Annotated in this window: 24 protein-coding genes; 13 read left to right on the top strand and 11 right to left on the bottom strand. The window is 68.0% G+C overall.

Going from position 1 to position 22810, the window contains the following annotated elements; genetic code table 11:
- Positions 1–40 precede the first annotated feature (40 nt).
- Positions 41–670, top strand: a complete 630-nt coding sequence (locus tag AB0K11_RS00840) for a TetR/AcrR family transcriptional regulator (RefSeq protein ID WP_364971472.1) — start codon at positions 41–43, stop codon at positions 668–670.
- A 16-nt stretch (positions 671–686) separates the two neighbouring features.
- Complete coding sequence (locus tag AB0K11_RS00835) at positions 687–1553, top strand: SDR family oxidoreductase (protein WP_364971471.1); 867 nt, start codon at positions 687–689, stop codon at positions 1551–1553.
- Here AB0K11_RS00835 and AB0K11_RS00830 read toward each other — a convergent pair.
- The 3 genes from AB0K11_RS00830 to AB0K11_RS00820 are packed head-to-tail and all read right to left on the bottom strand — an operon-like array spanning position 1550 to position 4420.
- A complete protein-coding gene (locus AB0K11_RS00830) occupies positions 1550–2737 on the bottom strand; it encodes an AAA family ATPase (protein ID WP_364971470.1) in 1188 nt (395 codons plus the stop codon). The two genes, AB0K11_RS00835 and AB0K11_RS00830, sit on opposite strands and share 4 nt — an antisense overlap.
- Before the next feature lie 10 nt (positions 2738–2747).
- On the bottom strand, positions 2748–3818 hold the full coding sequence (locus tag AB0K11_RS00825; protein WP_364971469.1) for a DNA polymerase IV: 1071 nt from the start codon (positions 3816–3818) through the stop codon (positions 2748–2750).
- Positions 3818–4420 carry a helix-turn-helix domain-containing protein gene (locus tag AB0K11_RS00820; RefSeq protein ID WP_364971468.1) on the bottom strand — a complete coding sequence of 201 codons (603 nt, stop codon included), beginning with the start codon at positions 4418–4420 and terminating at the stop codon, positions 3818–3820. The genes AB0K11_RS00825 and AB0K11_RS00820 overlap by 1 nt, the downstream gene beginning before the upstream one ends.
- An 87-nt stretch (positions 4421–4507) precedes the next feature.
- Here AB0K11_RS00820 and AB0K11_RS00815 point away from each other — a divergent pair, with 87 nt between their 5' ends.
- The 3 genes from AB0K11_RS00815 to AB0K11_RS00805 all read left to right on the top strand — a co-directional run bounded on the left by AB0K11_RS00815 (position 4508) and on the right by AB0K11_RS00805 (position 9585).
- Positions 4508–5050 (top strand): NADPH-dependent FMN reductase, encoded by a 543-nt coding sequence (locus AB0K11_RS00815; RefSeq protein ID WP_364971467.1) that lies wholly within the window; start codon positions 4508–4510, stop codon positions 5048–5050.
- Positions 5051–5197: 147 nt separating this feature from the next.
- Positions 5198–6445 (top strand): glycosyltransferase, encoded by a 1248-nt coding sequence (locus AB0K11_RS00810; protein ID WP_364971466.1) that lies wholly within the window; start codon positions 5198–5200, stop codon positions 6443–6445.
- A gap of 2 nt (positions 6446–6447) precedes the next feature.
- The gene (locus AB0K11_RS00805; protein WP_364971465.1) at positions 6448–9585 is read left to right on the top strand and encodes an adenylate/guanylate cyclase domain-containing protein; all 3138 of its coding nucleotides are present in this window, start codon (positions 6448–6450) and stop codon (positions 9583–9585) included.
- Positions 9586–9601: 16 nt separating this feature from the next.
- Here AB0K11_RS00805 and AB0K11_RS00800 read toward each other — a convergent pair whose 3' ends face one another.
- Positions 9602–10012: a hypothetical protein gene (locus tag AB0K11_RS00800; protein WP_364971464.1), complete on the bottom strand. Its 411-nt coding sequence runs from the start codon at positions 10010–10012 to the stop codon at positions 9602–9604.
- 475 nt (positions 10013–10487) lie between these two features.
- Here AB0K11_RS00800 and AB0K11_RS00795 point away from each other — a divergent pair, with 475 nt between their 5' ends.
- Genes AB0K11_RS00795 through nrdE form a run of 3 tightly spaced genes read left to right on the top strand, consistent with a single transcriptional unit; the run spans position 10488 to position 13351 of the window.
- The gene (locus AB0K11_RS00795) at positions 10488–10730 is read left to right on the top strand and encodes a redoxin NrdH (protein WP_264012022.1); all 243 of its coding nucleotides are present in this window, start codon (positions 10488–10490) and stop codon (positions 10728–10730) included.
- Positions 10731–10769: 39 nt separating this feature from the next.
- On the top strand, positions 10770–11216 hold the full coding sequence (gene nrdI, locus AB0K11_RS00790; protein ID WP_364971463.1) for a class Ib ribonucleoside-diphosphate reductase assembly flavoprotein NrdI: 447 nt from the start codon (positions 10770–10772) through the stop codon (positions 11214–11216).
- Positions 11186–13351, top strand: a complete 2166-nt coding sequence (gene nrdE / locus AB0K11_RS00785) for a class 1b ribonucleoside-diphosphate reductase subunit alpha (RefSeq protein WP_364971462.1) — start codon at positions 11186–11188, stop codon at positions 13349–13351. Before nrdI ends, nrdE begins: the two co-directional genes overlap by 31 nt.
- Positions 13352–13658: 307 nt before the next feature.
- Here nrdE and AB0K11_RS00780 read toward each other — a convergent pair whose 3' ends face one another.
- Positions 13659–14486: an SHOCT domain-containing protein gene (locus tag AB0K11_RS00780; RefSeq protein ID WP_364971461.1), complete on the bottom strand. Its 828-nt coding sequence runs from the start codon at positions 14484–14486 to the stop codon at positions 13659–13661.
- 159 nt (positions 14487–14645) lie between these two features.
- Here AB0K11_RS00780 and AB0K11_RS00775 point away from each other — a divergent pair, with 159 nt between their 5' ends.
- Positions 14646–14810, top strand: coding sequence for a hypothetical protein (locus AB0K11_RS00775; RefSeq protein ID WP_364971460.1), 165 nt, complete (start codon positions 14646–14648; stop codon positions 14808–14810).
- A 19-nt stretch (positions 14811–14829) separates the two neighbouring features.
- Here the strand turns inward: AB0K11_RS00775 and AB0K11_RS00770 are convergent, their stop codons facing one another.
- The gene (locus AB0K11_RS00770) at positions 14830–15216 is read right to left on the bottom strand and encodes a DUF5997 family protein (protein WP_364971459.1); all 387 of its coding nucleotides are present in this window, start codon (positions 15214–15216) and stop codon (positions 14830–14832) included.
- A gap of 40 nt (positions 15217–15256) precedes the next feature.
- Here AB0K11_RS00770 and AB0K11_RS00765 point away from each other — a divergent pair, with 40 nt between their 5' ends.
- Complete coding sequence (locus tag AB0K11_RS00765; RefSeq protein WP_364971458.1) at positions 15257–15970, top strand: LysR family substrate-binding domain-containing protein; 714 nt, start codon at positions 15257–15259, stop codon at positions 15968–15970.
- A gap of 21 nt (positions 15971–15991) precedes the next feature.
- Here AB0K11_RS00765 and AB0K11_RS00760 read toward each other — a convergent pair whose 3' ends face one another.
- Positions 15992–16528 (bottom strand): hypothetical protein, encoded by a 537-nt coding sequence (locus AB0K11_RS00760; RefSeq protein WP_364971457.1) that lies wholly within the window; start codon positions 16526–16528, stop codon positions 15992–15994.
- A 311-nt stretch (positions 16529–16839) separates the two neighbouring features.
- On the opposite strand from AB0K11_RS00760, the gene AB0K11_RS00755 reads away from it, so the two are divergent.
- Positions 16840–17211 carry a hypothetical protein gene (locus AB0K11_RS00755; RefSeq protein ID WP_364971456.1) on the top strand — a complete coding sequence of 124 codons (372 nt, stop codon included), beginning with the start codon at positions 16840–16842 and terminating at the stop codon, positions 17209–17211.
- A gap of 57 nt (positions 17212–17268) precedes the next feature.
- Here the strand turns inward: AB0K11_RS00755 and AB0K11_RS00750 are convergent, their stop codons facing one another.
- From AB0K11_RS00750 to AB0K11_RS00740, 3 genes are all read right to left on the bottom strand, one after another.
- Complete coding sequence (locus tag AB0K11_RS00750) at positions 17269–17544, bottom strand: hypothetical protein (protein WP_364971455.1); 276 nt, start codon at positions 17542–17544, stop codon at positions 17269–17271.
- An 18-nt stretch (positions 17545–17562) separates the two neighbouring features.
- Positions 17563–17973 (bottom strand): VOC family protein, encoded by a 411-nt coding sequence (locus tag AB0K11_RS00745; protein WP_364971454.1) that lies wholly within the window; start codon positions 17971–17973, stop codon positions 17563–17565.
- 120 nt (positions 17974–18093) lie between these two features.
- On the bottom strand, positions 18094–19275 hold the full coding sequence (locus tag AB0K11_RS00740; protein ID WP_364971453.1) for an NAD(P)/FAD-dependent oxidoreductase: 1182 nt from the start codon (positions 19273–19275) through the stop codon (positions 18094–18096).
- Positions 19276–19428: 153 nt separating this feature from the next.
- Between AB0K11_RS00740 and AB0K11_RS00735 the strand changes: the two genes are divergently transcribed.
- Positions 19429–20169 carry a TetR/AcrR family transcriptional regulator gene (locus tag AB0K11_RS00735; protein WP_364971452.1) on the top strand — a complete coding sequence of 247 codons (741 nt, stop codon included), beginning with the start codon at positions 19429–19431 and terminating at the stop codon, positions 20167–20169.
- A gap of 29 nt (positions 20170–20198) precedes the next feature.
- On the opposite strand, the gene AB0K11_RS00730 is transcribed toward AB0K11_RS00735, so the two are convergent.
- The gene (locus tag AB0K11_RS00730) at positions 20199–20978 is read right to left on the bottom strand and encodes an adenylate/guanylate cyclase domain-containing protein (RefSeq protein ID WP_364971451.1); all 780 of its coding nucleotides are present in this window, start codon (positions 20976–20978) and stop codon (positions 20199–20201) included.
- Between the two features lie 131 nt (positions 20979–21109).
- On the opposite strand from AB0K11_RS00730, the gene AB0K11_RS00725 reads away from it, so the two are divergent.
- Positions 21110–22702, top strand: coding sequence for an HD domain-containing phosphohydrolase (locus tag AB0K11_RS00725; RefSeq protein ID WP_364971450.1), 1593 nt, complete (start codon positions 21110–21112; stop codon positions 22700–22702).
- Positions 22703–22810 lie beyond the last annotated feature (108 nt).

The following is a 22810-nucleotide window of genomic DNA, read 5'->3' as shown; positions in this document are numbered from 1 at the left end:
AAGTTTGGATCTGGCCTACTGCGTGCAAAGGTCTAGAGACATGACCGCCGAAACGGAACCCGCGCCGCGGCGCAGCCGTGGCGACCGGCAGCGCGACGCGATCGTCGTCGCCGTCCGGGAACTGCTCGAGGAGCGGTCCTTCGCCGATCTGTCCGTCAGCACCATCAGCGAGCGGGCGGGTGTCGCCCGGTCGGGCTTCTACTTCTACTTCGACTCGAAGTACGCGGTGCTGGCCGTGATCGTCGCCGACGCGATGGCCGAACTCGACAAGCTCACCCACGACTTCGCGCCACGGGAGGCCCAGGAGTCACCCACGGAATTCGCCAAGCGCATGGTCGGTTACGCGGCCGCGGTGTTCTCCAGCAACGATCCGATCATGCGGGCCTGCACGCTGGCGCGGAACACCGACGCGCAGATCCGCGAGATCATGAACGACTTCGAGGACGGCGTGATCGACAAGATCGTCGGCCTCGTCCAGTCCGACAGCGGCGCCCGCCCGATCACCGGCGACCTGCCCGCCCTGGTCCGCACCCTGACCGCCACCACGGCGCTGACGCTGTCGCACGACAGCGGGTTCGTCGGTCGCGGCACCGACCCCGTGCGCGCGGTCGACGTCGTGATCCGGTTGTGGCTCAACGCGCTCTGGGGCGGAACCGCCGATCTGGGCTGACGGTAGGGTCACCGCCATGGCGCGAAGCAGCGGTTTCGACGGCAGGCGTTGTCTGATCACCGGGGCCGCCAGCGGCATCGGCCGGGCCACCGCTCTGCGGCTGGCGGCCGACGGCGCCGAGCTCTTCCTCACCGACCGCGACGAGGCGGGCCTGGAGACGACGGTTGCCGACGCCAGGGCGCTGGGCGCCCGCGTGCCCGCGCACCGGGCGCTCGACATCTCCGACCACGACGCCGTCGCCGCGTTCGCGCGCGACATCCACGCCGATCATCCGGCGATGGACGTGGTGATGAACATCGCCGGGGTGTCGGCCTGGGGCACCGTCGACCGGCTGACCCACCAGCACTGGAAATCGATGATCGACATCAACCTGATGGGCCCGATCCACGTCATCGAGACCTTCGTGCCGCCGATGGTGGCCGCACGCCGCGGCGGGCACCTGGTCAACGTCTCCTCGGCCGCCGGACTGGTCGCGTTGCCGTGGCATGCCGCCTACAGCGCCAGCAAGTACGGCCTGCGCGGCCTGTCGGAGGTGCTGCGCTTCGACCTCGCCCGGCACCGCATCGGGGTGTCGGTGGTGGTGCCCGGTGCGGTGAAGACGCCGCTGGTGCAGACGGTGCAGATCGCCGGTGTCGACCGCGACCACCCGAACGTGGCCCGCTGGACCGGCCGGTTCGCCGGACATGCGGTCTCGCCGGAACACGTCGCCGACCGGATCCTGCGCGGCGTGCGGCGCAACCGGTATCTCATCTACACCTCGCCCGACATCCGGGCGCTCTACCTGTTCAAGCGCACCATGTGGTGGCCGTACAGCGTGGCGATGCGCCAGGTGAACGTGCTCTTCAGCCGGGCGTTGCGGCCCGGCCTGCTGCCGCGGGACTAGCGACCGCCCCAGTGCCACGGCGGTGTGTCCAGCATGCCGAGGCCTTCGACCCGGGTCTCCCCGAAGTCCTTGTGCAGGCGGATCTCCGTCGCGGGGGTGCCGGAACCGGCGTCGGCGACGGGCACCGCGTCCAGCACGTCGAGCACGGCGCGCGAATGGGTGACCACCACGACCTGGGTCTTGTCGGCGGCCGTGCGGACGAGCCGGGCCAGCGGGCGCACCAGGTCCGGGTGCAGCGAGGTCTCCGGTTCGTTGAGCACCATCAGCGACGGCGGCTGCGGGCTGAGCAGCGCGGCTGCCCACAACAGGAAACGCAGTGTGCCGTCCGACAACTCGGCCGAACGTAGCGGCCGCAGCATGCCGCGCTGGTGGAGTTGGAGGTCGAACAGGCCGTCGGTGACCGCCACCGAGACCGTCGAACCGTCGAAGGCGTCGCCGACCGCACGCTGCAGATCGTCGAGTCCCGCCTCGATGATGGTCTGCACCGCGGCGGCGACGTCGCTGCCGTCGTCGGAGAGCACCGGGGTGCGGGTGCCGACCTGGGGGCGACGGGCCGCGGAGCCGGCGTCGACCCGGAATCCGTCGTAGAACCGCCAGCCGCGCAACCGGTCCCGGACGGCGGCGAGTTCCGGGTGCGCGCCGGGGTGAGCGTACTCGGCCAGCAGGCTGCGGTATGGCGGCAGCGACCGGGACAGTTCGTCGAAGCCGCGGCCCGACTCCGAGGCGGCCTCGGCGTAGTCCCTGGTGCGTCGGACCAGGATCGACGCGTCGCGTGCGACGGGGCCGGCGAAGATCGCCTCGCGTTTGATCTCGGGGTCGCGCCCGAACTGCGACCTGTGGCCGGGGTCCTGCGGCAGCCCGAGATCCACCAGATAGCCGAAATCGTCTGCCGCGTAGCCGAGTTCGAGGGAAACCGGCCCGGTTCGCAGGGTTCCTTCCGTGCGGCCGGTGCGGCGGGCCCCACCGAGTTGCTCGGGCCCGGCCCAGAGCGCCGACTGCAGGCCGCCCTCGCGGGCCAGTGACCCGATCACCTCGCCGCGACCGCAGTCGGCGAGCAGGCGCAGCGCCCGGTAGAGCGACGACTTGCCGCTGCCGTTGGCGCCGGTGATGACGGTCAGGGCGGACAGCGGCAGGACGACGTCGCGCAGCGACCGGTATCCGCGCACCGCGACCGTCGTCAGCATGGTGTGCACGCTATGGGCTGACTCCGACACCCGCCGTCACCGCGGAGGGCATCGCCAGCTCCAGCCGAACCCCGAGCAACCGCACGGGCCGGTCCAGCTCGAACTGTCCGAGCAGCTCAAGAGCCGTCTGTGTGATGGGGGCCGGATCGTTGCCCGCCGCGGCGAGCTTGCGGATCTTGGTGCGGGTGTAGAACGTGCTGGTGCGCACCGTGACCGCCACCCGCGTCACCACCCGGCCCTGTGCGGTCACCTCGTCGAGGGTGCGGCGGGCGAGATCGACGACGGCCGACTCGATCTCGGCGCGGTCGGTGAGATCGTCGGCGAATGTGACGACGTGGCTGCGTGAGCGCGCCACCCACGGTTCGGCGGTCACCGTCGTGTCACCGCCGCCCTTGGCCAGCAAAAGGATCCACAGTCCGGTCGTCGGCCCGAATGCGGCGGTGAGCGCCGTCGCGTCGGTGGCGGCCAGGTCGGCGACGGTTTCGATGCCCATCCCGAGCAGCTTCTTGGCGGTCTTCGGCCCGACGCCCCACAGCGCGTCGACAGCGCGGTCGCCCATCACCGCCATCCAGTTGGCGTCGGTGAGGGTGAACACTCCGCCGGGCTTGCCGAAGCCGGTGGCCACCTTCGCGCGCTGCTTGTTGTCGCTGATACCCACCGAACAGGCCAGCCCGGTCTGTGCGGCGATGCCGGTGCGGATCCGTTGTGCCAGCTCTTCGGGGTCGAGTGTGCCGTCGGGGTCGTCGACGCCGACATAGGCCTCGTCCCAACCCCACACCTCGACCGGGTGGCCGAAGTCGCGCAGCAGGTTCATCACCTCGTCGGACGCCGCGTCGTAGGCGTCGGTGTCGAGTGGTACGAACACCGCCTCCGGGCACTTGCGGGCCGCTGCGCGCAGCGGCATACCGGCACGGATCCCGAACGCGCGCGCGGGATACGACGCGCATGTGACGACCTTGCGCGCCTCGGTCGGGTCGCCGTTGCCGCCGACGATCAGCGGCAGGCCGGTCAGGGCGGGATTGCGGCGGATCTCGACGGCGGCCTGGAACTGGTCGAGGTCGACGTGCAGCACCCAGTGCATCAGGTGCCGCACAGCTTGCGCGCCACGGCCTCCCACGCGTCGCCGAGCGTGTCGAGGGTGTGGCCGAGGTCGGCGAGCTGATGTTCGACGTAGTCGGCGTCGAGGAGGCCGAGCAGGGCATCGGTCTGGGCGTTGAGGTCGCCGGTGGTGCCTGCCGCCTCGAGCAGCATGCGCACGTGGGTCCGGTGCAGGGTGGCCGGCGCGTTGAACCGGGTCTGCGGGTCCCGGGCCGCGTCGGACAGCAGCGCGTGGTGGGTGTGCACGAAGCGCAGCCTGCTGCGGCCGTAGGCCAGCAACCGCTCGAGTGGCGGCGCCCCGGGACCCAGCGGCGGCGGGCCGAACAGGAAGGCCTGCTGTTCGATCTTCTCGTCCTCGTCCAGCAGCACGATCATCAGGCCGGCCCGACTGCCGAACCGACGGAACAGCGTGCCCTTGCCCACGCCCGCGGCCGCCGCCACGTCGTCCATGCTCACGGCGTCCGCGCCGCGTTCGGCGATGAGGTCGCGCGCGGCGTCGAGCAGCAGGGCACGATTGCGGGCGGCATCGCCGCGCTCCTGTGGCGCCTGCTGCGGCAACGGTAACGGGGGTTGCGTAGCGGGCATGTCCTCACTTTAAATCAGCGGGATGAAATCGGACCGTAGTCCGGTTCAACTGTGTGAAGATCTGTCCGGATGACCGAAGGGGTGCACATGTCCGATGTCAAGGTGATCGTTCTGCTGGGAAGTCTGCGCGCGGCGTCGATCAACCGCCAGCTGGCCGAGCTCGCCGTGGAGGCGGCGCCGGAAGGGGTCACGCTCGAGCTGTTCGACCGGCTGGGCGAGCTGCCGTTCTACAACGAGGACATCGACAACGACGACGTCGCCGAAGCGGTGGTGGCGCTGCGGCGGGCGGCGGCCGAGGCCGACGCGGCGCTCGTCGTCACCCCCGAATACAACGGGAGCATCCCGGGGGTGCTGAAGAACGCGATCGACTGGCTGTCGCGGCCGTTCGGCAACAGCGCGCTCAAGGGCAAGCCGCTCGCCGTCGTCGGCTCCGCGCTCGGGCAGTACGGCGGCGTGTGGGCGCATGACGAGACCCGCAAGAGCTTCGGCATCGCCGGGCCTCGGGTGGTGGAGGACCTCAAGCTGTCGATCCCGGCGAAGTCCCTCGACGGCAGGCACCCGCGGGAGAACGCCGAGGTCGCGGCGAACCTGCGCGACATCGTCGGCAAGCTGGTCGCCGAAGTCGGCTGAGGCCTTCCTCTAGCCCTCAGGGCGGCCTCTCAGATTTGAGAACCGGCCACGCTGTCGAATGCGCCCTGAGCGAGCAGCGGCGTCGATAAACTCCCAGCTCTGAGGCCGCTTCGAGCCGATCCGGCCGGTACTGAGGTTGGTGAACCGATGGCCGCGATCTTGGCGTACACCTCTCCGGCGACCGGCAACCTGTACCCGATGCTCGCGTTGCTCGTGGAACTGCGAGCCCGTGGTCATCGAATAACACTCCGCACCAAGGCAAGTGATGTGTGCGTCGGCGCGGCGGTGCAGATCGAGACCACGGCGATCGATCCGCGGATCGAGGCGGTCCCGATGACCGACTGGCTGGCACCCAACCCGCGGGCCGCCCTGCGCTCGGCATTCGGCGCCTTCGCAGAGAGGGCGGCATACGAGGTCGACGACCTGCGCGCATCGATCGAACAGGTGCGGCCGGACGTGACGATCATCGACGCCAACTGCTGGGGCGCACCCGCGGTGGTCGACGCCGCAGCATCGCCCTGGCTGTCCTTCTGGCCGTATCCACTGGTGCTGAGATCCCGTAGTGCGCCACCGTTCGGGCCGGGTCTTCGCCCGTGGCCCGGCCTGGCCGGCCGAGTCCGAGACGAGGTGATGCGCACGATGGTCACCGGTACCGTGGATCGCGCACTTCACGAGCCGCTCACCCGCATCTGCAGCGCCGCCGGCGCGAGACCTCCGCTGTCCGGCGATGACCTGGTGAAGCGCGCACCTCTCATCCTGGTGGCGACGGCCGAGCCCTTCGAGTATCCGCATCCCGACTGGGACGACCGTGTGCAGCTGATCGGACCATGCGAGTTCGAGCCCCCGGCCGCAGACGGCAGCGATTGGCTCGACGCCATCGACCGCCCGATCATCCTGGTGACGACGTCCTCGGAGCGGCAGGCGGACCACCATCTGCCGTCCGCCGTGATGGCCGCGATGCGGGATCGTTCGGTTCACATCGTGGCCACCTTTCCGTGCGGCGCTCCCGAAGGAATGACGGTGCACCGCAACACGACCGTCCGCGACCATGTCCCGCACGGCGCCGTTCTGGACCGTGCGGTGTGCGCCGTCACCCACGGCGGGATGGGCGTCACCCAGAAAGCGCTCAACCGTGGAGTGCCCGTGTGTGTGGTCCCGTTCGGACGTGACCAGTTCGAGGTCGCCCGGCGAGTGGAGGTCGCGCGGTGCGGCACCCGGTTGCCGAGCCGGAGGCTGACCCGTCGCCGACTCGAGTCGAAGATCGCGGAGGCGATGGGGATGGGCGAGGGGGCGAGCCGAGTGGCGGCGGGTTACGCCGCTGCCGGTGGTGTCGCCCGCGGCGCTGATCTGCTGGAGCGGCGTCTGCTCGGGTGCGGACCCGCCGCGGGAGTCTGACGATGCCCGTCGTCTGCATGAAGTGCGGCGCCGCACCACGCGACGGGGCCAGATTCTGTGACGCGTGCGGAACGCCGATCTCGCAGTCGGTACGGCCTCCGGAGTTCAAACAGGTGACGGTGTTGTTCGCCGATGTCGTTCGTTCGATGGAGATCGCTTCGATGCTCGGTACCGAACGCTTACGCGAGGTGATGGCCGACTTGCTGATGCGGTGCCGGACGGTTGTCACGCGCTACGGCGGGACAGTCGACTTCACCGGCGACGGCATCATGGCCATCTTCGGTGCGCCGATCGCGCTCGAGGATCATGCCCACCGCGGCTGTCTCGCGGCGTTCGAACTGCAGGAGCAGGCACGGTTACTCGCCGTGGAGGTTCTCCGGCGCGATGGCGTCCCGCTGCAGCTGCGGGTCGGACTCAACTCCGGCGAGGTGATCGCCGGGGAAATGGGGCCTGGGAGCTACACGGCCATAGGGGCGCACGTGGGAATGGCGCAGCGGATGGAATCGGTCGCCGCACCCGGCGGGGTGATGCTGAGCGCCACGACCGCCCGCCTCGTCGAAAGCCTGGTCGGCATGGGCGATCTCGAGATGGTGCGGATCAAGAACGTCGAAGATGCCGTCCCCGCGCGGCGACTGGTGTCGGTGAGGTCGAGCAAGCGCCGAATTCGACGACACTCGACGCTCGTCGGCCGCGACCACGATGTGGAGTCGCTGTGTGTCCACCTGGACGCCACGTTGCGCGGTGACGGCGAGGTCGTGGGCGTGGTCGGGGCGCCGGGCATCGGGAAGAGCCGCCTGGTTGCCGAGGTGGTCGATCTCGGCGCCGAACGCGGTGTCTCCGCCTTCTGCGCGTTCTGCGAAGCGCACGCACGGGAGGTTCCTTTCTTCGCGGCCGGCCGGCTGTTCCGCGAAGTGATCGGTGTGGCGGAATCACAGGGCGAGCAGGCCCGCGACAAGGTGCGGGCACAGTTCCCCGGTGCCGACTCGGAAGATCTCCTCCTCGTCGACGACCTCCTGTCGATCGGCGCCCCCGACATCGACCTCCCGATGGTCAGCTCGGACGCCCGCCGACGCCGGTTGACCGCCGTGCTCGGCACCGCGTCGTCGACGCGGTGCGCGCCGGTCATGTACGTCATCGAAGACGCGCACTGGATCGACGACGCCAGCGAGGCGCTCATCGCGGACTTCTTGTCTCAGGCGTGCCGGACGCCCGCACTCGGTCTGGTCACCTACCGGCCCGAGTACCGAGGCAGACTCGCCCGCCAGGCGGTACACACCATTGCGCCCGCGGCTCTCGATCACCGGCAGTCCACCGCGCTGATCGCGGAACTGTTGGGCGACCACCCGTCGATGACCGCGATCTGCGCCGAGGTCGCCCACCGGGCGGGCGGCAATCCCTTCTTCGTCGAGGAGATGGTGCGTGACTTGGCCGAGCGCGGCGTTCTCGAAGGCGGTCCCGGCGCTTACGTGTGGCGGGGCGGTGGGGCGCACACTCATGTGCCCGCCACACTGCAGGCGACGATCGCCGCACGCATCGACCGGCTCGGCGGAGATGCCAAGCGCACCTTGAACGCCGCCGCCGTGATCGGGGCACGATTCACCGAGGCTCAGTTGGCCTGCGTCGTCGACCAGATTCGCATCGCGGAATTGCTGGATGCAGAACTCATCGACGAGGTGGTGCCGGCGCCTCCGGCCGAGTACGGCTTCCGCCACCCACTCATCCGGTCGGTCGCCTACGAATCTCAGCTGCACGTCGCCCGCGCGGAGTTGCACCGGCGCCTGGCATCGGCCCTGCAGCAAGGCGAACCCGGCTTGTTGGACGAGAACGCCGCGCTGATCGCGATGCATGTGGAGGCGGCAGGCGATCTCCGGGCGGCTTTCGGATGGCACATCAGAGCCGGAACCTGGTTGTCACCGCGCGACATGACAGCGGCGCGAGCGAGTTGGGAACGCGCGCGACAGGTGGCCGAACGGCTGCCCGCCGACGACACAGAACGCGTGCGAATGAGCGTCGAGGCCGCCACGCTGCTGTGTGGAAGCGCGTGGCGGGCGGGGATCGACGCGGCCGAAACGGGTTACGACGAATTGCGCCGACTCTGCGCACAAATCGGGGACGACCGCTCAGCGGCAGTGGGAATGTCGGGCATGGTGATGGCGTTGGCGTTCTGCAATCGTCCCCGCGAAGCCTCTGTGCTGGGCACCGAGTTGAGCGTGCTCCTCGAAGACATCGGTGACAGCGAGCTGACGACGGCCTTGTTGTTCTCCGCCCTGGCGGCCAAATGGGAGACGGGCGAGGTACTCGAGTTGGCGAGGCTGGCGCAGACCGTGATCGACGCCGCAGGGCGCGATCCGACGAGGGGCAATCTGTTCTTCGGCTCACCGCTGGTGCTGAGCACTGCCCTGCGTGGGGTTGCCCATATGTGCCTTGGGCGTGCCGGGTGGAAGGACGATCTCGATGACGCCATCGCGGCGGCACAGACGCTCGACCCCCTGACCCGTGTCGTGGTCAGCCTCCACAAGTACGCCCAGATCGGTCTCGGAGCGGTGCGGGCCGACGCCTCGGCGCTGCGGGCCACTGCTGAATCGCTGTCCCTGGCCGAACGCTCCGGCGAGGATTTCCTCGTGTCCCACGCGCTCCTGGCGCGCGGCATCACCCTGGTCGCCGCCGGAGCAGGCGATGAGCGGGAATTCGGTTGGGAGCATCTTCGCCGGGCCCGTCAGGCGGCCGTCGACGGGCACGCCAACGCGTCGCTGATGCAGATCGCAGATATCCACCTCGCGATGCGTCTCGCCGAACTGGGGGACATCGACGGCGCCATCGGACTGTCCGCCGGTGTGATCGAGGAACTCTTCGACTCCGGCGCCATGCTCTGGCGCGGTCCGGCCACCACCGTGCTGGTGGAAGCACTGCTCGAACGTCGCGAGGTGCGCGCGGCACGTGCGGCGATGGATCGCCTCGCGTCGGTGGCCACCGACGCGGGTTTCATTCTGTATGAGGTACCGCTGCTGCGCTTGCGTGCTCTCGCCGCGAGAGCCGAAGGCGACGAATCCGGGTGCCGGCGGTTGACGGCCCGCTACCGGGAGGTGGCCGTAGCGTCCGGTTTCGAAGGGCACACCGACGTCGCCGCGACCATGGTCTAGTGCCTACTACGCCGGGCTAATCCCAGGCCTCAGGGCGCAGCACATGGTCGCGGTAGCGCTGCCAGCTCTCGAACGCCTCGCCTGCTGAGTCGGGTTCGAGGAACACGCCCCCACCCAGGGCGCGGGCGTCGAAGCGCGCCGCCAGGGCCATCGCGAGGTTCGCCGCGTCGCCGCCGCCGCGGAACATCAGAGTGAAGCCGTTGACGGGTGCGTCGTCGGCCTCCCGTAGCGAGGTCTCGACGGAGAAGCCGTCGCCGGTGCCCTGCCCCCAGCCGTCCGAACCCCAGGCCATGTCGGTGACCAGGGCGTCGATCGCGGCGCGGACCTCCCCGGCCGTCCCGATGTGCTCCGGATGCCAGTCCGCCGGTATCTCCTCGACCGTCGTGACGTTCTCCGGGAACCGCATGACGAACACGTCCCAACTCACGGGTCCAACCTAAGCGGTTCGGCGGACGTGGCCGATCACCAATGCGGGCCGCCACGCCGGCGTTTGCTGGAGCGCCTCGGGCGTTGCCCCGGTGCCGGGCCGATGTCGGTGCCCGGTGGTAGACAACTCCCATCTTGCGACACGCGGCGCGTCATCGGGCGCGACACGCCGGGAGTCCCGCTGTGCACGGGCTTACGACCTGGGAATTCCAGAAATGTTATTCAGAACATCTGGTATCCCCTGGCTTTGTCGGACACCAGGTGTAGTGTCTTGCACACCGACAGACCCCCACGGTTCAGAGGTCGGCCGGAGCGCAGAATCCAGTGGTCAGAGCATTTCGGCACCACCGGTCGAGCACCCCGGGCGGCGAGGAATTTTGTGAGTCTGCGGGTCGCTGAACTAGAGCGATATGCAGTCTCCGTTCCGTTGCCAGTCCCGTTCTCGCCACCACCGTCACACGCCCGAGGAGCCGTCAATGACCGTCACCGTTTACACCAAGCCGGCTTGCGTGCAGTGCAACGCCACCTACAAGGCGCTGGACAAGCAGGGCATCGCCTACGAGACGGTCGACATCAGCCTCGACAGTGAGGCCCGCGACTACGTCATGGCCCTGGGCTACCTGCAGGCGCCCGTCGTGGTGGTCGGCAACGATCACTGGTCGGGCTTCCGCCCCGATCGCATCAAGGCCCTCGGCGGAGCGGTCGCGGCGACTGCCTGACCGGGTATCCGCGAGGCAGGAAGGAGGGCGAACTCGATCATGACCGGAAACATCGTGTACTTCTCCAGCGTCTCGGAGAACACCCACCGGTTCGTCGAGAAGCTCGGCCTGCCTGCCACGCGCATCCCGCTGCGTGAGCGCATCGAGGTCGACGAGCCCTACGTCCTGGTGCTGCCGACCTACGGCGGCGGGCACGCCAACGGTCCGGATCCCGATCACGGGGGCTATGTCCCCAAGCAGGTGATCGCCTTCCTCAACAACGAACACAACCGGTCGTTGATCCGCGGCGTCATCGCCGCGGGCAACACCAACTTCGGCGCCGAGTTCGGCTACGCGGGGGTCGTCGTCTCCCGCAAGTGCGGCGTCCCGTACCTCTACCGCTTCGAACTGATGGGCACCACGGACGACGTCTTCGCCGTCCGTGCGGGCCTGGAAGACTTCTGGAAGGACCAGACGTGTCACCAACCGTCACTGCAGAACCTGTAACCACCGGCGTGCACACGCTCCCGGGCGAGACGGACTATCACGCGCTCAACGCGATGCTGAACCTGTACGACAAGGACGGCAAGATCCAGTTCGACAAGGACCGGGAAGCCGCGAACCAGTACTTCCTGCAGCACGTCAACCAGAACACGGTCTTCTTCCACAATCAGGACGAGAAGCTCGACTATCTGGTTCAGAAGGACTACTACGAGCGCGAGGTGCTCGACCAGTACTCGCGCAACTTCGTCAAGACGCTGCTGGATCGCGCCTACGCGAAGAAGTTCCGCTTCCCGACGTTCCTCGGCGCGTTCAAGTACTACACCTCCTACACGCTGAAGACCTTCGACGGGAAGCGCTACCTGGAGCGGTTCGAGGACCGGGTGGTGATGGTGTCGCTGACGCTGGCCGCCGGTGACACCGCGCTGGCGGAGAAGCTCGTCGACGAGATCATCGACGGCCGTTTCCAGCCGGCCACCCCGACGTTCCTCAACTCGGGCAAGAAGCAGCGCGGCGAGCCGGTGTCCTGCTTCCTGCTGCGCATCGAGGACAACATGGAGTCCATCGGGCGCTCCATCAACTCGGCGCTGCAGCTGTCCAAGCGCGGTGGCGGAGTCGCACTGCTGCTGAGCAACATCCGCGAGCACGGTGCCCCGATCAAGAACATCGAGAACCAGAGCTCGGGCGTCATCCCGATCATGAAGCTGCTCGAGGACTCGTTCTCCTATGCCAACCAGCTCGGTGCGCGGCAGGGTGCGGGCGCGGTGTACCTGCAGGCCCACCACCCCGACATCTACCGCTTCCTGGACACCAAACGCGAGAACGCCGACGAGAAGATCCGGATCAAGACGCTGTCACTCGGTGTGGTGATCCCGGACATCACGTTCGAGCTGGCCAAGAAGAACGAGGACATGTATCTGTTCTCGCCGTACGACGTGGAACGTGTCTACGGCGTGCCGTTCGCCGACATCTCGATCACCGAGAAGTACTACGAGATGGTCGACGACGCGCGGATCCGTAAGACCAAGATCAAGGCCCGCGAGTTCTTCCAGACCCTGGCGGAGCTGCAGTTCGAGTCCGGCTACCCGTACATCATGTACGAGGACACTGTGAACCGGGCCAACCCGATCGAGGGCAAGATCACCCACAGCAACCTGTGCTCGGAGATCCTGCAGGTGTCCACGCCGTCGGAGTTCAACGACGACCTGTCCTACAAGAAGGTCGGCAAGGACATCTCGTGCAATCTCGGGTCCCTGAACATCGCCAAGGCGATGGACTCACCGGACTTCGCGCAGACCATCGAGGTGGCGATCCGCGGGCTCACCGCCGTATCCGACCAGACGTCGATCACGTCGGTGCCGTCGATCGAGCAGGGCAACAACGAGTCCCACGCGATCGGTCTCGGGCAGATGAACCTGCACGGCTACCTGGCCCGGGAGCGGATCCACTACGGCTCCGAAGAGGGCGTCGACTTCACCAACATGTATTTCTACACGGTGCTCTATCACGCGCTGCGGGCGTCGAATCGCATTGCGATCGAACGCGGTACGACGTTCGGCGGGTTCGAGAAGTCGAAGTACGCGTCGGGGGAGTTCTTCGACAAGTACACCGACCAGGTGTGGGAGCCGGCCACGGAGCGGGTGCGTCAGTTGTTCGCCGACGCCGACATCCGCATCCCCAACCAGGACGACTGGAAGCGGTTGAAGGAGTCGGTGCAGAAGCACGGCATCTACAACCAGAACCTGCAGGCCGTCCCGCCGACGGGGTCGATCTCCTACATCAACCACTCGACGTCCTCGATCCACCCGGTCGCGTCGAAGATCGAGATCCGCAAGGAAGGCAAGATCGGTCGCGCCTACTACCCGGCGCCGTACCTGACCAACGACAACCTGGAGTACTACCAGGATGCGTACGAGATCGGTTACGAGAAGATCATCGACACCTACGCCGCTGCGACCCAGCACGTGGATCAGGGGCTGAGCCTGACGCTGTTCTTCAAGGACACGGCCACCACCCGCGACGTGAACAAGGCGCAGATCTACGCCTGGCGCAAGGGCATCAAGACGCTGTACTACATCCGGCTGCGCCAGATGGCGCTGGCGGGCACTGAGGTGGAAAATTGCGTCAGCTGCATGTTATGACGCTCACGTAGCTAGGTTGCAGGCCAGGGGATACGTCCCCTGGCCTGCTTCTCTGTTCGGGGGCCGGCTAACCTGCTGATGCGCTCGACGCGCTGGTCTAGGCGCACGAAGCCATGTGGCCGCCGGCAAGTGAATCCGTTGTGCACCACAGTGAAACGCGGCGATCGCGGGTCAGCTCAACATCGCTTCAGCCTGACGACGTGAAGGCGATCCTGCGGGTGCCGACGTGGTGCGACAGATGAACGAGTACAACAGCGACCGTGCCCGTGTCCGCTGACCCCGGCCCGGGCATTTCGCTGGCTCGTGGTCACATACGTGACAACAAATCCGTCTTCTTCGCGTTGAACTCCTCGTCGGTGAGGATGCCTGCATCCAGCAGCTCGCCCAACTTGCGGATCTGATCCGCCAAGTCCTGTGCAGGTGCCGTAGGCTGCGCTGGCGCCGCGGCCTCGGACCGCACCCGCCGAAACGCCGCGACCAATGCCGCGCCGCGGCCGTGTGCGATCTGCTTGATCTCCGCGGAGCGCCCCGAGATCGAGATGTCGATCGTCTCGCCAGAGAGCTTGGTCGAAAACCCCAGGGAGCCGATTGCCTTGAAGTCGAACTTTTCGACCTTCGCGCTCATGAGGCCCACGTCGAAGAAGAACAGCCGCTGCGTGGTCAGCACCAGCATCCCCTGGTTCTTGCCGTAGAGGCCCTGGGCGAGTTCCACGACTCGCTCGTCTGGGTGCAGGAAGTCGGACAGGGCGCTCGCCTCGAGGGCTCCGAAGAACCGACCCATCTTCCCCAGCCGGCTGAGCGCGTCCGCCACGCCGTGGTCGTCGACCGGCACTCCGATGGCGTCGACCGGGGCTTGAAGGGCGTCGAGGATTTCCTTTCGCAGCTCTCCATGCTTGTCGCCCAGCATGTCCACGGACCACTCCACCATGGTCGTAGTGGAGGTCTCCGGACGAAGAGCTGCCGTCACCGTGGCGGCCCAGCGGTTCTTCCGCAAAGACCTTTTCACCTCGCCGACGATCGGGTTGCCGCCGACGGGCACGTCGACCCCGGCGGCGTGGAACGCGGCGAGCACCGCGGGGTACGCGCTCTCATACGGGGCCAAGATGCGGGTAGACGAGGTTTTCACGATGCCCATGCGCGGGATCGTAAACCGGTATCCCGACACCGTCGCCATGACCCCGGCCTGGCGAGCCGCACCGCCCCGTGATGACATCAGTACCCTCGGCTACCGGCCTGGCATGTTCGGTGTACGGCTGGTCGCTGACAGCAGGGCGTGGTGCGCGAGGATGTGTCGATGTCGACGACAGTCGAGGCCGTTCTGGTCACCGTCCTGGTCCTCGGGATCGTCGTCGCGTTGTTCGCCGGGATCTACGCCTGGGAGAAGTGTGCCGGGGGCAGTCGGCTGGAGCGCGGCGTCGATCGTTTCTTCGACCGGCTCAGCGACATGTTTTTCCGCTAGTGGATGACCGCGGCGTCGCTCAGCTTTCGCGCGCCTGGTCCTCGTGCAGCGCCTTGATGCGTCGCTCCTCGCGCAGCACGTTCTGATAGCTCTCGCGTTCGGCCACCAACCACTCGGGCTTCTCCTCGAGCAGCGCAGTGATCTGCTCGGTGGTCAGCGCTTCGGTGATGCCGCCGCGGGCGAGGCCGGCGATCGAGACGCCGAGCTTGGCTGCCACGAGATTCTTCGGGTGCGGCCCGTTCTTGCGGAGGTCCTTGAGCCACTGCGGCGGGTCCGCCTGCAGCGCGGCGATTTCGGCGCGAGTGATTGGGTTCGCCTGAAACTCCGCGGGCGTCGCGGGGAGGTACACGTCCAGCTTCCTCGCCGCCGTGGCGGGTTTCATGGACTGCGCGTTCGCCCTGCTCATGGCTCAAGCCTATCGATGGGGCCAGCGGTAGCCTGATGCGGTGCACCCGGCCTCGCTGACCGTCGGTTACGTCCCCGGTGGGACGCCCGCGAAGTGGGCGCGGATCTGGGCCGAGCGCCACCCCGACGTCCCGCTGCAGTTGCGCATCGTCGCCGCGGCGGACGCGGCCGCCGAAGTCAGGGACGGCGCCATCGACGTGGCGGTGCTCCGGCTGCCGGCCGAGACGTCCGGGCTGGCCGTCATCCCGCTCTACGAAGAGATCACGGTCGCCGTAGTACCGACTGATCACGTGCTCACGGCCGCTGACGAGATCACCGCCGTGGATCTCGACGGTGAGCCGAGGGTGCTCCCACGCGATGACGTCCTGCACTGGGCGGGCGCTCCCGGCGTGCCCGTCGACCACCGGCCCGAGACCACCGAGGAGGCAGTGGAACTCGTCTCCGCGGGAGTCGGCACACTGCTGGTTCCCCAGTCGCTTGCTCGGCTTCACCACCGCAAGGACCTCACCTACCGCCCGATCACCGACGCACCCACCTGTCCGGTGGCGCTCGCCGTACCGGAAGGGCCGCAGCACGTGCTGGTCGAGGACTTCATCGGGATCGTGCGAGGCCGCAAGCCCGGTTCGTCGCGGACACAAGCGCAGCCGGCGCCGAAACGCACCGCACGGGAGAAGACCCTCGCAAAACAGGCAGCCCGCGCCGCTGCCGGGAAGGTCGCCCGCAAGCCGGGCCGGGCCGCGCGCGGTCGACGCTGAGGTCCCCGACTCGGGACCGCGTCAGACGAGCAGGTCCGACCAGAACTCGACATGGCGTGCGGCGACCACCGGCTGTCCGGCATCGGCGCCAACGAGTATTTCGATGTACTGCGAGATGTCGCGTCCCGCGACGGCGACGTCGGTCTGGACCACCGACAGGACCGGCGCGCCGGACGAGCCGGCACCTGCGGGCAGGTAGTGGTTCGCATGCAGCGGCAGCAACCGAGGCGCGCGCGCCAGCTCGTAATTCGCCGTTCGCAGAGCATGTTTCATGCTTGCGGGCCGCGGCCCCCACGCCGGCGGCCAGAACGCACTCCACTCCACCGCGAACAGGATCCCGTCGAGCGGCAGTCGCAGCCGCTTGCTGAGACTGCGGCGTCCCTCGCTGCGCCAGTCCGGCCACGACGGGCCCACCGGCAGCCCTGCGGCGAGGAAGGCCCGGTGGTCGTCGGCGAAGGTGAAGCCCAACTCCTGCTCGACGTCCGTGAGTTCGGCGTCTGTCAGGCCCTGTTCGACGGCCGCCACGCCCGCGGCGGCCAGGCGAGCCGCTGCGGTCAACTCAGCGCACCCTCGATCATCAACAGCAGCGCGTACAGCGCCCCACCGTTGTGACGCGCACGCTCGTCTTCGAATGCGATGGCCATGTGCAGAAACACTAGAGGCGTCCGTGAGGACTGCGGGACGCCAGTGTGCAGCCACCCCTTCGGCACTTGCGCCCCTCGCGACCGGGGAAATACTTGCATACGGAAATGTCTTGCGCGTGGACTGCACTCACCGGTATCGATCTTGGCTCAATTCGGTGTCTACTGTTCTTTCCACAGGGAGGGGAGCCCATGCCATCGTGCCGGGGATTTGCTGTACGGGGTCTCGTGGCGGCGGCCGCTGCTGCGGGCGCCATCATGGTCGGCGCGCCGATGGCGAGTGCGCAGCCCTTCGAGCCCGCGATCGACTGCGGCCCGCTGGAGCCCGACGAGTCGCCACGGACTCCCTCGCATCAACAGATTTGCGACGAGCGGCAGGCAAAGCAGCAGCAGGGGATGCCCCAGCTTCCCGACCTGCCTCAGAACAACCCGCAGCAGGCGCCGCAGGCAGCGCCGGACAACCCCAACGGCGTCGACCTCGCCGACAAGAACTGCTGGGTGGTCCGCGGTGTGCCGACCATGTGGTCGCCAGCACTGGTCAGCGCTCCGGGCGAGCAGAACTGGCCGTGCTACTACGTCTACGGGCTCACACCGCACTGAGATCCGCTGCGACCGTGCGGGGTGTCGTCGACTCGACGCCACGGACTCGACGACTTCCTACGCAGTCGACGCGGCTGCGGCGTCACCTTTCCGCAGGCTGTCCAGGAGCGCTCCCGCATCGTCGTCGACATCGCGGTGCCGCACCTCGACCGTGATGCCCGGCTTGACGCCCGCGAGCGCGGGCAGCAGGTGGTTCATCACCTGTTCGGCGGTCGCAGGCATCCGGCGGCCACGGGCCGTCACCTTGGTCCACCGCTCGCCGTCGCGGAAGTAGTGCTCCACACCGGAACCGAAACGCAGCGTGACGAGGTAACAGTCGTTGGTGAGTCGCATGCCCGGCACGTTAGCCGCTCACCAGCCGTCGTCCGGCTGCCCCGGTAGGTAGGAGCCGATCGACCACTGCCTGCCCTCCGAATCGAGCAGTTCGACGCGGTGGTTGCCCCATGGCGTGGTCTCCGGCGCGATCAGCACCGTCGTCCCAGCGGCCGCCGCGCGGTCGTGGATCGCGTCCACGTCGGCGGCGTCGACCACGACGTAGAGCCCTGCGCCGACGCAGTCGCCCTTCACGGCGGGGACGTCGTATCCGCGGTCGTCACGCTGGATGCACACCACCGCTTCGCCACGCCTCACCTCGGCGTGGGCGAGGTGGTCGCCGTCGCGGAAGCTGCGCACGACGTCGAAGCCGAGAATCCGGGTGATCCAGTCGACCATCGCGTCCGGGTCGCGGTAGCAGATGAAGGCGGTCAGATGTGCTGCGGTCACGGAAGAAGGTCTACCGAAGAGGTCCGACACGAAGAACGCCGAGTGTGGACCTGACGCACGAGACCGTGCCTGGGTCCACACTCGGCGGCGCCGATGAATCGGCGGGGCGGAACTTCGGGGTCAGTACTTGTGCTGCGGACCCTGTGCCTTCTTGTACAGCGACTTCAGCATCCGGTCCCGGAACAGCGCGTTGTCGATCAGCTTGATGCCGTTGTTCGCGACGGCGGGGATGCCGGCCAACTTGTGGAAGTACCGGCCGCGCTTGTACTCCCGGCCCCACGCCGCTTCCATCCGGTTGGCGTAGTTGGTGAAGTCGTCGGGGCCGCCGTTGGTCAGCGCGGCGATCGCGCATTCGCCCGCGGCCAGCCCTGACTCCAGCGCCTTGGAGATGCCTGCGCCAGACGCCGGCTTGCCCGCACCCAGCGAGTCGCCGGTGAACAGCACGCCCGGGCGCCACGGCGGCCACGCGGTGAAGCCCATCGGCAGTCGCCATGCCCGGACGCTCTTGTTCTTCTTGAGCTCCTCGATCGGCGGCAGCTCCCACTCGCGCGGCAGCGTGCGGAGGAACTCGCCGAGGAACTGGGTGGCGTTGATCGACTGCCAGTTCTTGTAGCTGTTGACGTAGCCCAACCCGATGTTGAAGATGCCGTCGCCCATCGGGAACACCCAGCCGTACCCCGGCAACTGGTCGCCCTGGAACGCCAGCTTGAGGTAGATGTCGAGCGAATCGGAGTCCGGCCGGTTGGCATGCATCTCCGACCGGATCGCGATGGCCTGATAGCCGTTGTACTGCGAGTCGATCTTCAACGCCCGCTTGATGGGGGAGTAGGCGCCGTCGGCGGCGATCACCGCGTCGCCGTAGACCTTCTCGCCACCCTTGAGCACCACGCCGATCACCCGGCCGTTGGCATCGACCTCGGGTCCGGTGACCTCGGCGCCCTGACGGACCTCGGCGCCGGCCGACTCGGCGTGCTTGAGCAACACCGTGTCGAGGTGGGTGCGGCTGACCGTGTGGCCGTGGTCGGGCATGCCGGGCCGGGTCGGGAACGACAGTTCCCACTGGCTGGGGCTGAACACCGTGACCCGGTTGACCCGGTGGTAGGTGGCCACCTCGTCGGCCAGGCCCATCTTCTGCAGGTAGCTCACCGCGCGGGCGGTCAGACCGTCGCCGCACGGCTTGTCGCGCGGGAACTCGGCCTTGTCCAGAACCACGACCTTCGCGCCGGTCTGGGCGGCCTGCCATGCGGCGGCCGAACCGGACGGTCCACCGCCCGCGATCACCAGGTCGTATCGCTGCGTCATACTTCTCGTCTCGTCGATTGAGCTGTCGCAGAGATAGTACCCAAGTCGGCGGATCCCCTCTGCGTGGGCGAACCGCAGGCCAGCGGCGGTAAGGAATGCGTCACACGTCGGCTATGAGCAGGTCAGCGGCTACGGGCCGGGTACAGTGAGCCCGTGCGACGAGGGTCGAGGTCACGCACCGGTGACGAAACGGGCGCCAAGGTGGACGCCCGCAGCGAACGCTGGCGCGAACACCGCAAGAAAGTGCGGTCGGAGATCGTCGACGCCGCCTTCCGGGCGATCGACCGGTTGGGTCCCGATCTGAGCCTTCGCGAGATCGCCGAGGAAGCCGGCACCGCCAAGCCCAAGATCTACCGCCACTTCGCCGACAAGTCCGACCTGTTCCAGGCGATCGGCCAGCGGCTGCGGGACATGTTGTGGGCGGCCATCTTCCCGTCGATCGACCTGACCACCGACCCGGGCCGCGAGATCATCCGGCGCAGCGTCGAGCAGTACGTGCGATTGGTCGACGAGCACCCCAACGTCATCCGCTTCCTGATCCAGGGCCGCTTCGCCGAGCAGAGCGAATCGACTATGCGCGCGCTCAACGAGAGCCGCGAGATCACCCTGGCGATGGCCAGCATGTTCGACAAGGAACTGCGCGAGATCGAACTCGACGCCGACGGGCTGGAACTGGCCGCGTACGCCGCCTTCGGCTCGATCGCCTCGGCCACCGACTGGTGGCTCGGTTTGGGCGTCGAGACCCCGCGCCGGATGTCGACCGACGACTTCGTCGCGCATCTGACCACGATCATGGTCGGTGCGATCGGCGGCACCTGCGACCTGCTCGGCATCAAGCTCGACCCTGACCTGCCACTGCACGAGGGTGTCCGGCGCCGCGAAAACGTCGCCTGACGCCGGGGGACCCGGACAGTAACTCGACATCAGACGCCGAGCACCCCGGCCTGGACGGGCCGGTCATGTCCCCGCAGGTTGATCTCGCGCCGCGGTGAGCGCTCGGCGAGTTCGTCGGCCACTCCGGCGGCGACGAGTAATTCGCCGCCGCGGGCATGCGCCTGCATGCGAGCCGCGACGTTGACCGGGTCGCCGAGGGCGGTGAAGTCGACGACCGAGCCACCGACGTTGCCGACGTAGGCGACGCCGGCGTTGACCGCCGCGCCCACCTCGATCCACGGGCCCTCATCGGTGCCGTAACCGACCGCCTTGAGCAGATCCAGCCCGGCGAGAACGGCGTTGCGGCGGTACTGCGGGCCGCTGACGCCGCGAATGAAGAACGCCATGACCTCGTCTCCGATGAGCTTGTCGATCACCGCGTCATGCCGCAGCAGAGTCTGCGTCGCCGAGGAGTAGAACCGATTGAGCAGCGCCGCGAAATCCGTCGCGGGGCCGCGCTGACCCAGCGCCGTCGAACCGCGGACGTCGGCGAAAAGCACGGCCACGTCCACCTCCGCCCCGCCTGGGGGAAGCGCGTCACAGCACCGGCTGCACAGATTGGGGTTCTTGCGTGACGGCGTGAAGCCGGCCGCGGCGAGGACCCGCCCGGCCGGGCCACCGAACGGGTTGCTGCAGACCTTGCACCGCGGCTCCGACGGCAGATAGCGGAACACGCGGCGCGCCCGCACCAGGGACGCGTGCCCCTCGGTGAGCACTCTGTGCCAGGGATCACCGGCGGTCCTCTGAGCATTGGTGTCGACGATGGCCATGAATGAGATCATCGACGTGCATCGCCATCGCGCACATGGGGCATTCGCCTCAACATCGCGGTGACGTGCGAACGCGCGGTTCTGCGGCCGTTCGCGCCGACTGCGCCATGGTTGCGTGCAGACTGGGAATCATGGAGGCCACCGGGCGGCCGGACGGCTCGAGACGCGGCCTGCGCCGAGCCGAACTCCTGGCGGCCATATCGCTGGCGATCGATCTCGGACTGGGTCAGCCGATGGAGCACATGCTCCGGTCGGCGCTGCTCTCCGCCCGAATGGCGGAACGGATGGGCCTCGACCCCCAGCAGAAGGCGACCGTGTATTACGCCAACCTGGTCGGCTGGATCGGATGTCACGCGGACTCTCATGAGCTCGCGGAACTCTTCGACGACGACATCGCCTTCCGCGCAGACACCTACGGCGTGGACATGGCGGGGTTGCCGTTCCTTCGGCTGATGCTCAGTCATGTCGGGCGGGGCCTGCCGGGCCGGGAACGCGTGCTCCGGTCGGCCGCCTTTCTGTTCACCGCGCGAAACCGAGTCGCTGAGCTGATCAGCTCGCACTGCACCTCGGCGGGCGTGCTCTCCGACCGGATCGGCGTGGAAGGACGGGTCGGCGAGGTGCTGGCTCACGCCTTCGAGCGCTGGGATGGACGGGGAATGCCCAACGGTCTGAGCGGGGAACAGATCCCGGTCGAGATCCACATCGTCCACGTCGCCGACGTGGCGGAGGTGCATCTGCGTACGCGCGGTCTGGAGTCCGCCGTCGAAACCATCCGGTCCCGCAGTGGCACTCAATTCAGTCCGGCGGTGGCGGAGGTGTTCGTCCATGACGCCGCCGCGATCGCCGACGGGCTGCTGGAGGTGGACGTGTGGACGGCGGCATTGGCGCACGCGCCTGACCGCGACGTCATCCTGGAGGGCGACGAGGTCGACGAGTTGCTCCGAGCGGTCGCGGATTTCGTCGACCTCAAGTGCCCGAGTTCGCCGGGGTACTCGCGCGGGGTCGCGGACCTGGTGGCCGCCGCCGCTCGTGACCAGCGGATGCCGGCCGCGGACATCTCCCACCTCTATCGCGCAGGCCTGGTCCACGGCCTCGGCAGGTTGGGAGTCTCCAACCAGATCTGGGAGAAGAAGGCCCCGCTCAGCACCGCCGAATGGGAGCGGCTGCGCATGTACCCGTATCTCACCGGGCGGATCCTCAGCCGGGTCGGCGGCTTGGAGTCCGTCGTGTCCGTAGCGACCAAGCACGAGGAGCGGATCGACGGGTCGGGCTTTCCGCGTGGCCTCGCGGGGGCCGAATTGTCCGGGCAGGACCGGCTTCTGGCCGCAGCCGTCGCGTACTGCCAACTGCTCGAGCGGCGCCCAGACCGGCCGGCACTCGCTCCCGCTGCCGCCGCCGGTGAGTTGCGACATCTGGTTCGCGCGGGCCGATTCGACGCGACCGCGGTGGAGGCGGTGCTGGGCACCGCCGGCCATCGGGTGACTCGCACGGCGTCCTGGGCGTCGGGCTTGACCGCCCGTGAGCTCGAGGTGTTGCGTCTCGTCGCCCAGGGCCGGTCGAACCGTCAGGTCGCCGCGGAACTGTTCATCGCCGAGAAGACGGCGCGCAATCATGTCGAGCGGGTGTATGCGAAGTTGGGCGTCAACAACCGCACGCAGGCCAGTCTCGCGGCCATCGATCGCGGCCTGCTGGGTTTCCCGGTCGATGTGGCCGCGCGGTCCTGACGAGCCTGTCCCCGAGGCCCGCGCCGAATCGTCACGCCGGATTTGAGGCGCTTGCCCCATGTGCCACCGCCGTGGCGGTCTGATCCTGGACAGCAGGAATTCACCTTT

Source organism: Mycobacterium sp. NPDC050551 (genome assembly GCF_040674075.1).
Classification (GTDB): domain Bacteria; phylum Actinomycetota; class Actinomycetes; order Mycobacteriales; family Mycobacteriaceae; genus Mycobacterium.
This window is presented reverse-complemented; position numbering and strand designations above follow the sequence as displayed.

Bases quoted from the DNA above. Each gene is read 5' to 3' on its own strand.
- AB0K11_RS00840 (WP_364971472.1), top strand. From the start codon at position 41: ATGACCGCCGAAACGGAACCCGCGCCGCGGCGCAGCCGTGGCGACCGG.
- AB0K11_RS00835 (WP_364971471.1), top strand. From the start codon at position 687: ATGGCGCGAAGCAGCGGTTTCGACGGCAGGCGTTGTCTGATCACCGGG.
- AB0K11_RS00830 (WP_364971470.1), bottom strand. From the start codon at position 2,737: ATGCTGACGACGGTCGCGGTGCGCGGATACCGGTCGCTGCGCGACGTC.
- AB0K11_RS00825 (WP_364971469.1), bottom strand. From the start codon at position 3,818: ATGCACTGGGTGCTGCACGTCGACCTCGACCAGTTCCAGGCCGCCGTC.
- AB0K11_RS00820 (WP_364971468.1), bottom strand. From the start codon at position 4,420: ATGCCCGCTACGCAACCCCCGTTACCGTTGCCGCAGCAGGCGCCACAG.
- AB0K11_RS00815 (WP_364971467.1), top strand. From the start codon at position 4,508: ATGTCCGATGTCAAGGTGATCGTTCTGCTGGGAAGTCTGCGCGCGGCG.
- AB0K11_RS00810 (WP_364971466.1), top strand. From the start codon at position 5,198: ATGGCCGCGATCTTGGCGTACACCTCTCCGGCGACCGGCAACCTGTAC.
- AB0K11_RS00805 (WP_364971465.1), top strand. From the start codon at position 6,448: ATGCCCGTCGTCTGCATGAAGTGCGGCGCCGCACCACGCGACGGGGCC.
- AB0K11_RS00795 (WP_264012022.1), top strand. From the start codon at position 10,488: ATGACCGTCACCGTTTACACCAAGCCGGCTTGCGTGCAGTGCAACGCC.
- nrdI (WP_364971463.1), top strand. From the start codon at position 10,770: ATGACCGGAAACATCGTGTACTTCTCCAGCGTCTCGGAGAACACCCAC.
- AB0K11_RS00780 (WP_364971461.1), bottom strand. From the start codon at position 14,486: ATGGGCATCGTGAAAACCTCGTCTACCCGCATCTTGGCCCCGTATGAG.
- AB0K11_RS00775 (WP_364971460.1), top strand. From the start codon at position 14,646: ATGTCGACGACAGTCGAGGCCGTTCTGGTCACCGTCCTGGTCCTCGGG.
- AB0K11_RS00770 (WP_364971459.1), bottom strand. From the start codon at position 15,216: ATGAGCAGGGCGAACGCGCAGTCCATGAAACCCGCCACGGCGGCGAGG.
- AB0K11_RS00750 (WP_364971455.1), bottom strand. From the start codon at position 17,544: ATGCGACTCACCAACGACTGTTACCTCGTCACGCTGCGTTTCGGTTCC.
- AB0K11_RS00740 (WP_364971453.1), bottom strand. From the start codon at position 19,275: ATGACGCAGCGATACGACCTGGTGATCGCGGGCGGTGGACCGTCCGGT.
- AB0K11_RS00730 (WP_364971451.1), bottom strand. From the start codon at position 20,978: ATGGCCATCGTCGACACCAATGCTCAGAGGACCGCCGGTGATCCCTGG.
- AB0K11_RS00725 (WP_364971450.1), top strand. From the start codon at position 21,110: ATGGAGGCCACCGGGCGGCCGGACGGCTCGAGACGCGGCCTGCGCCGA.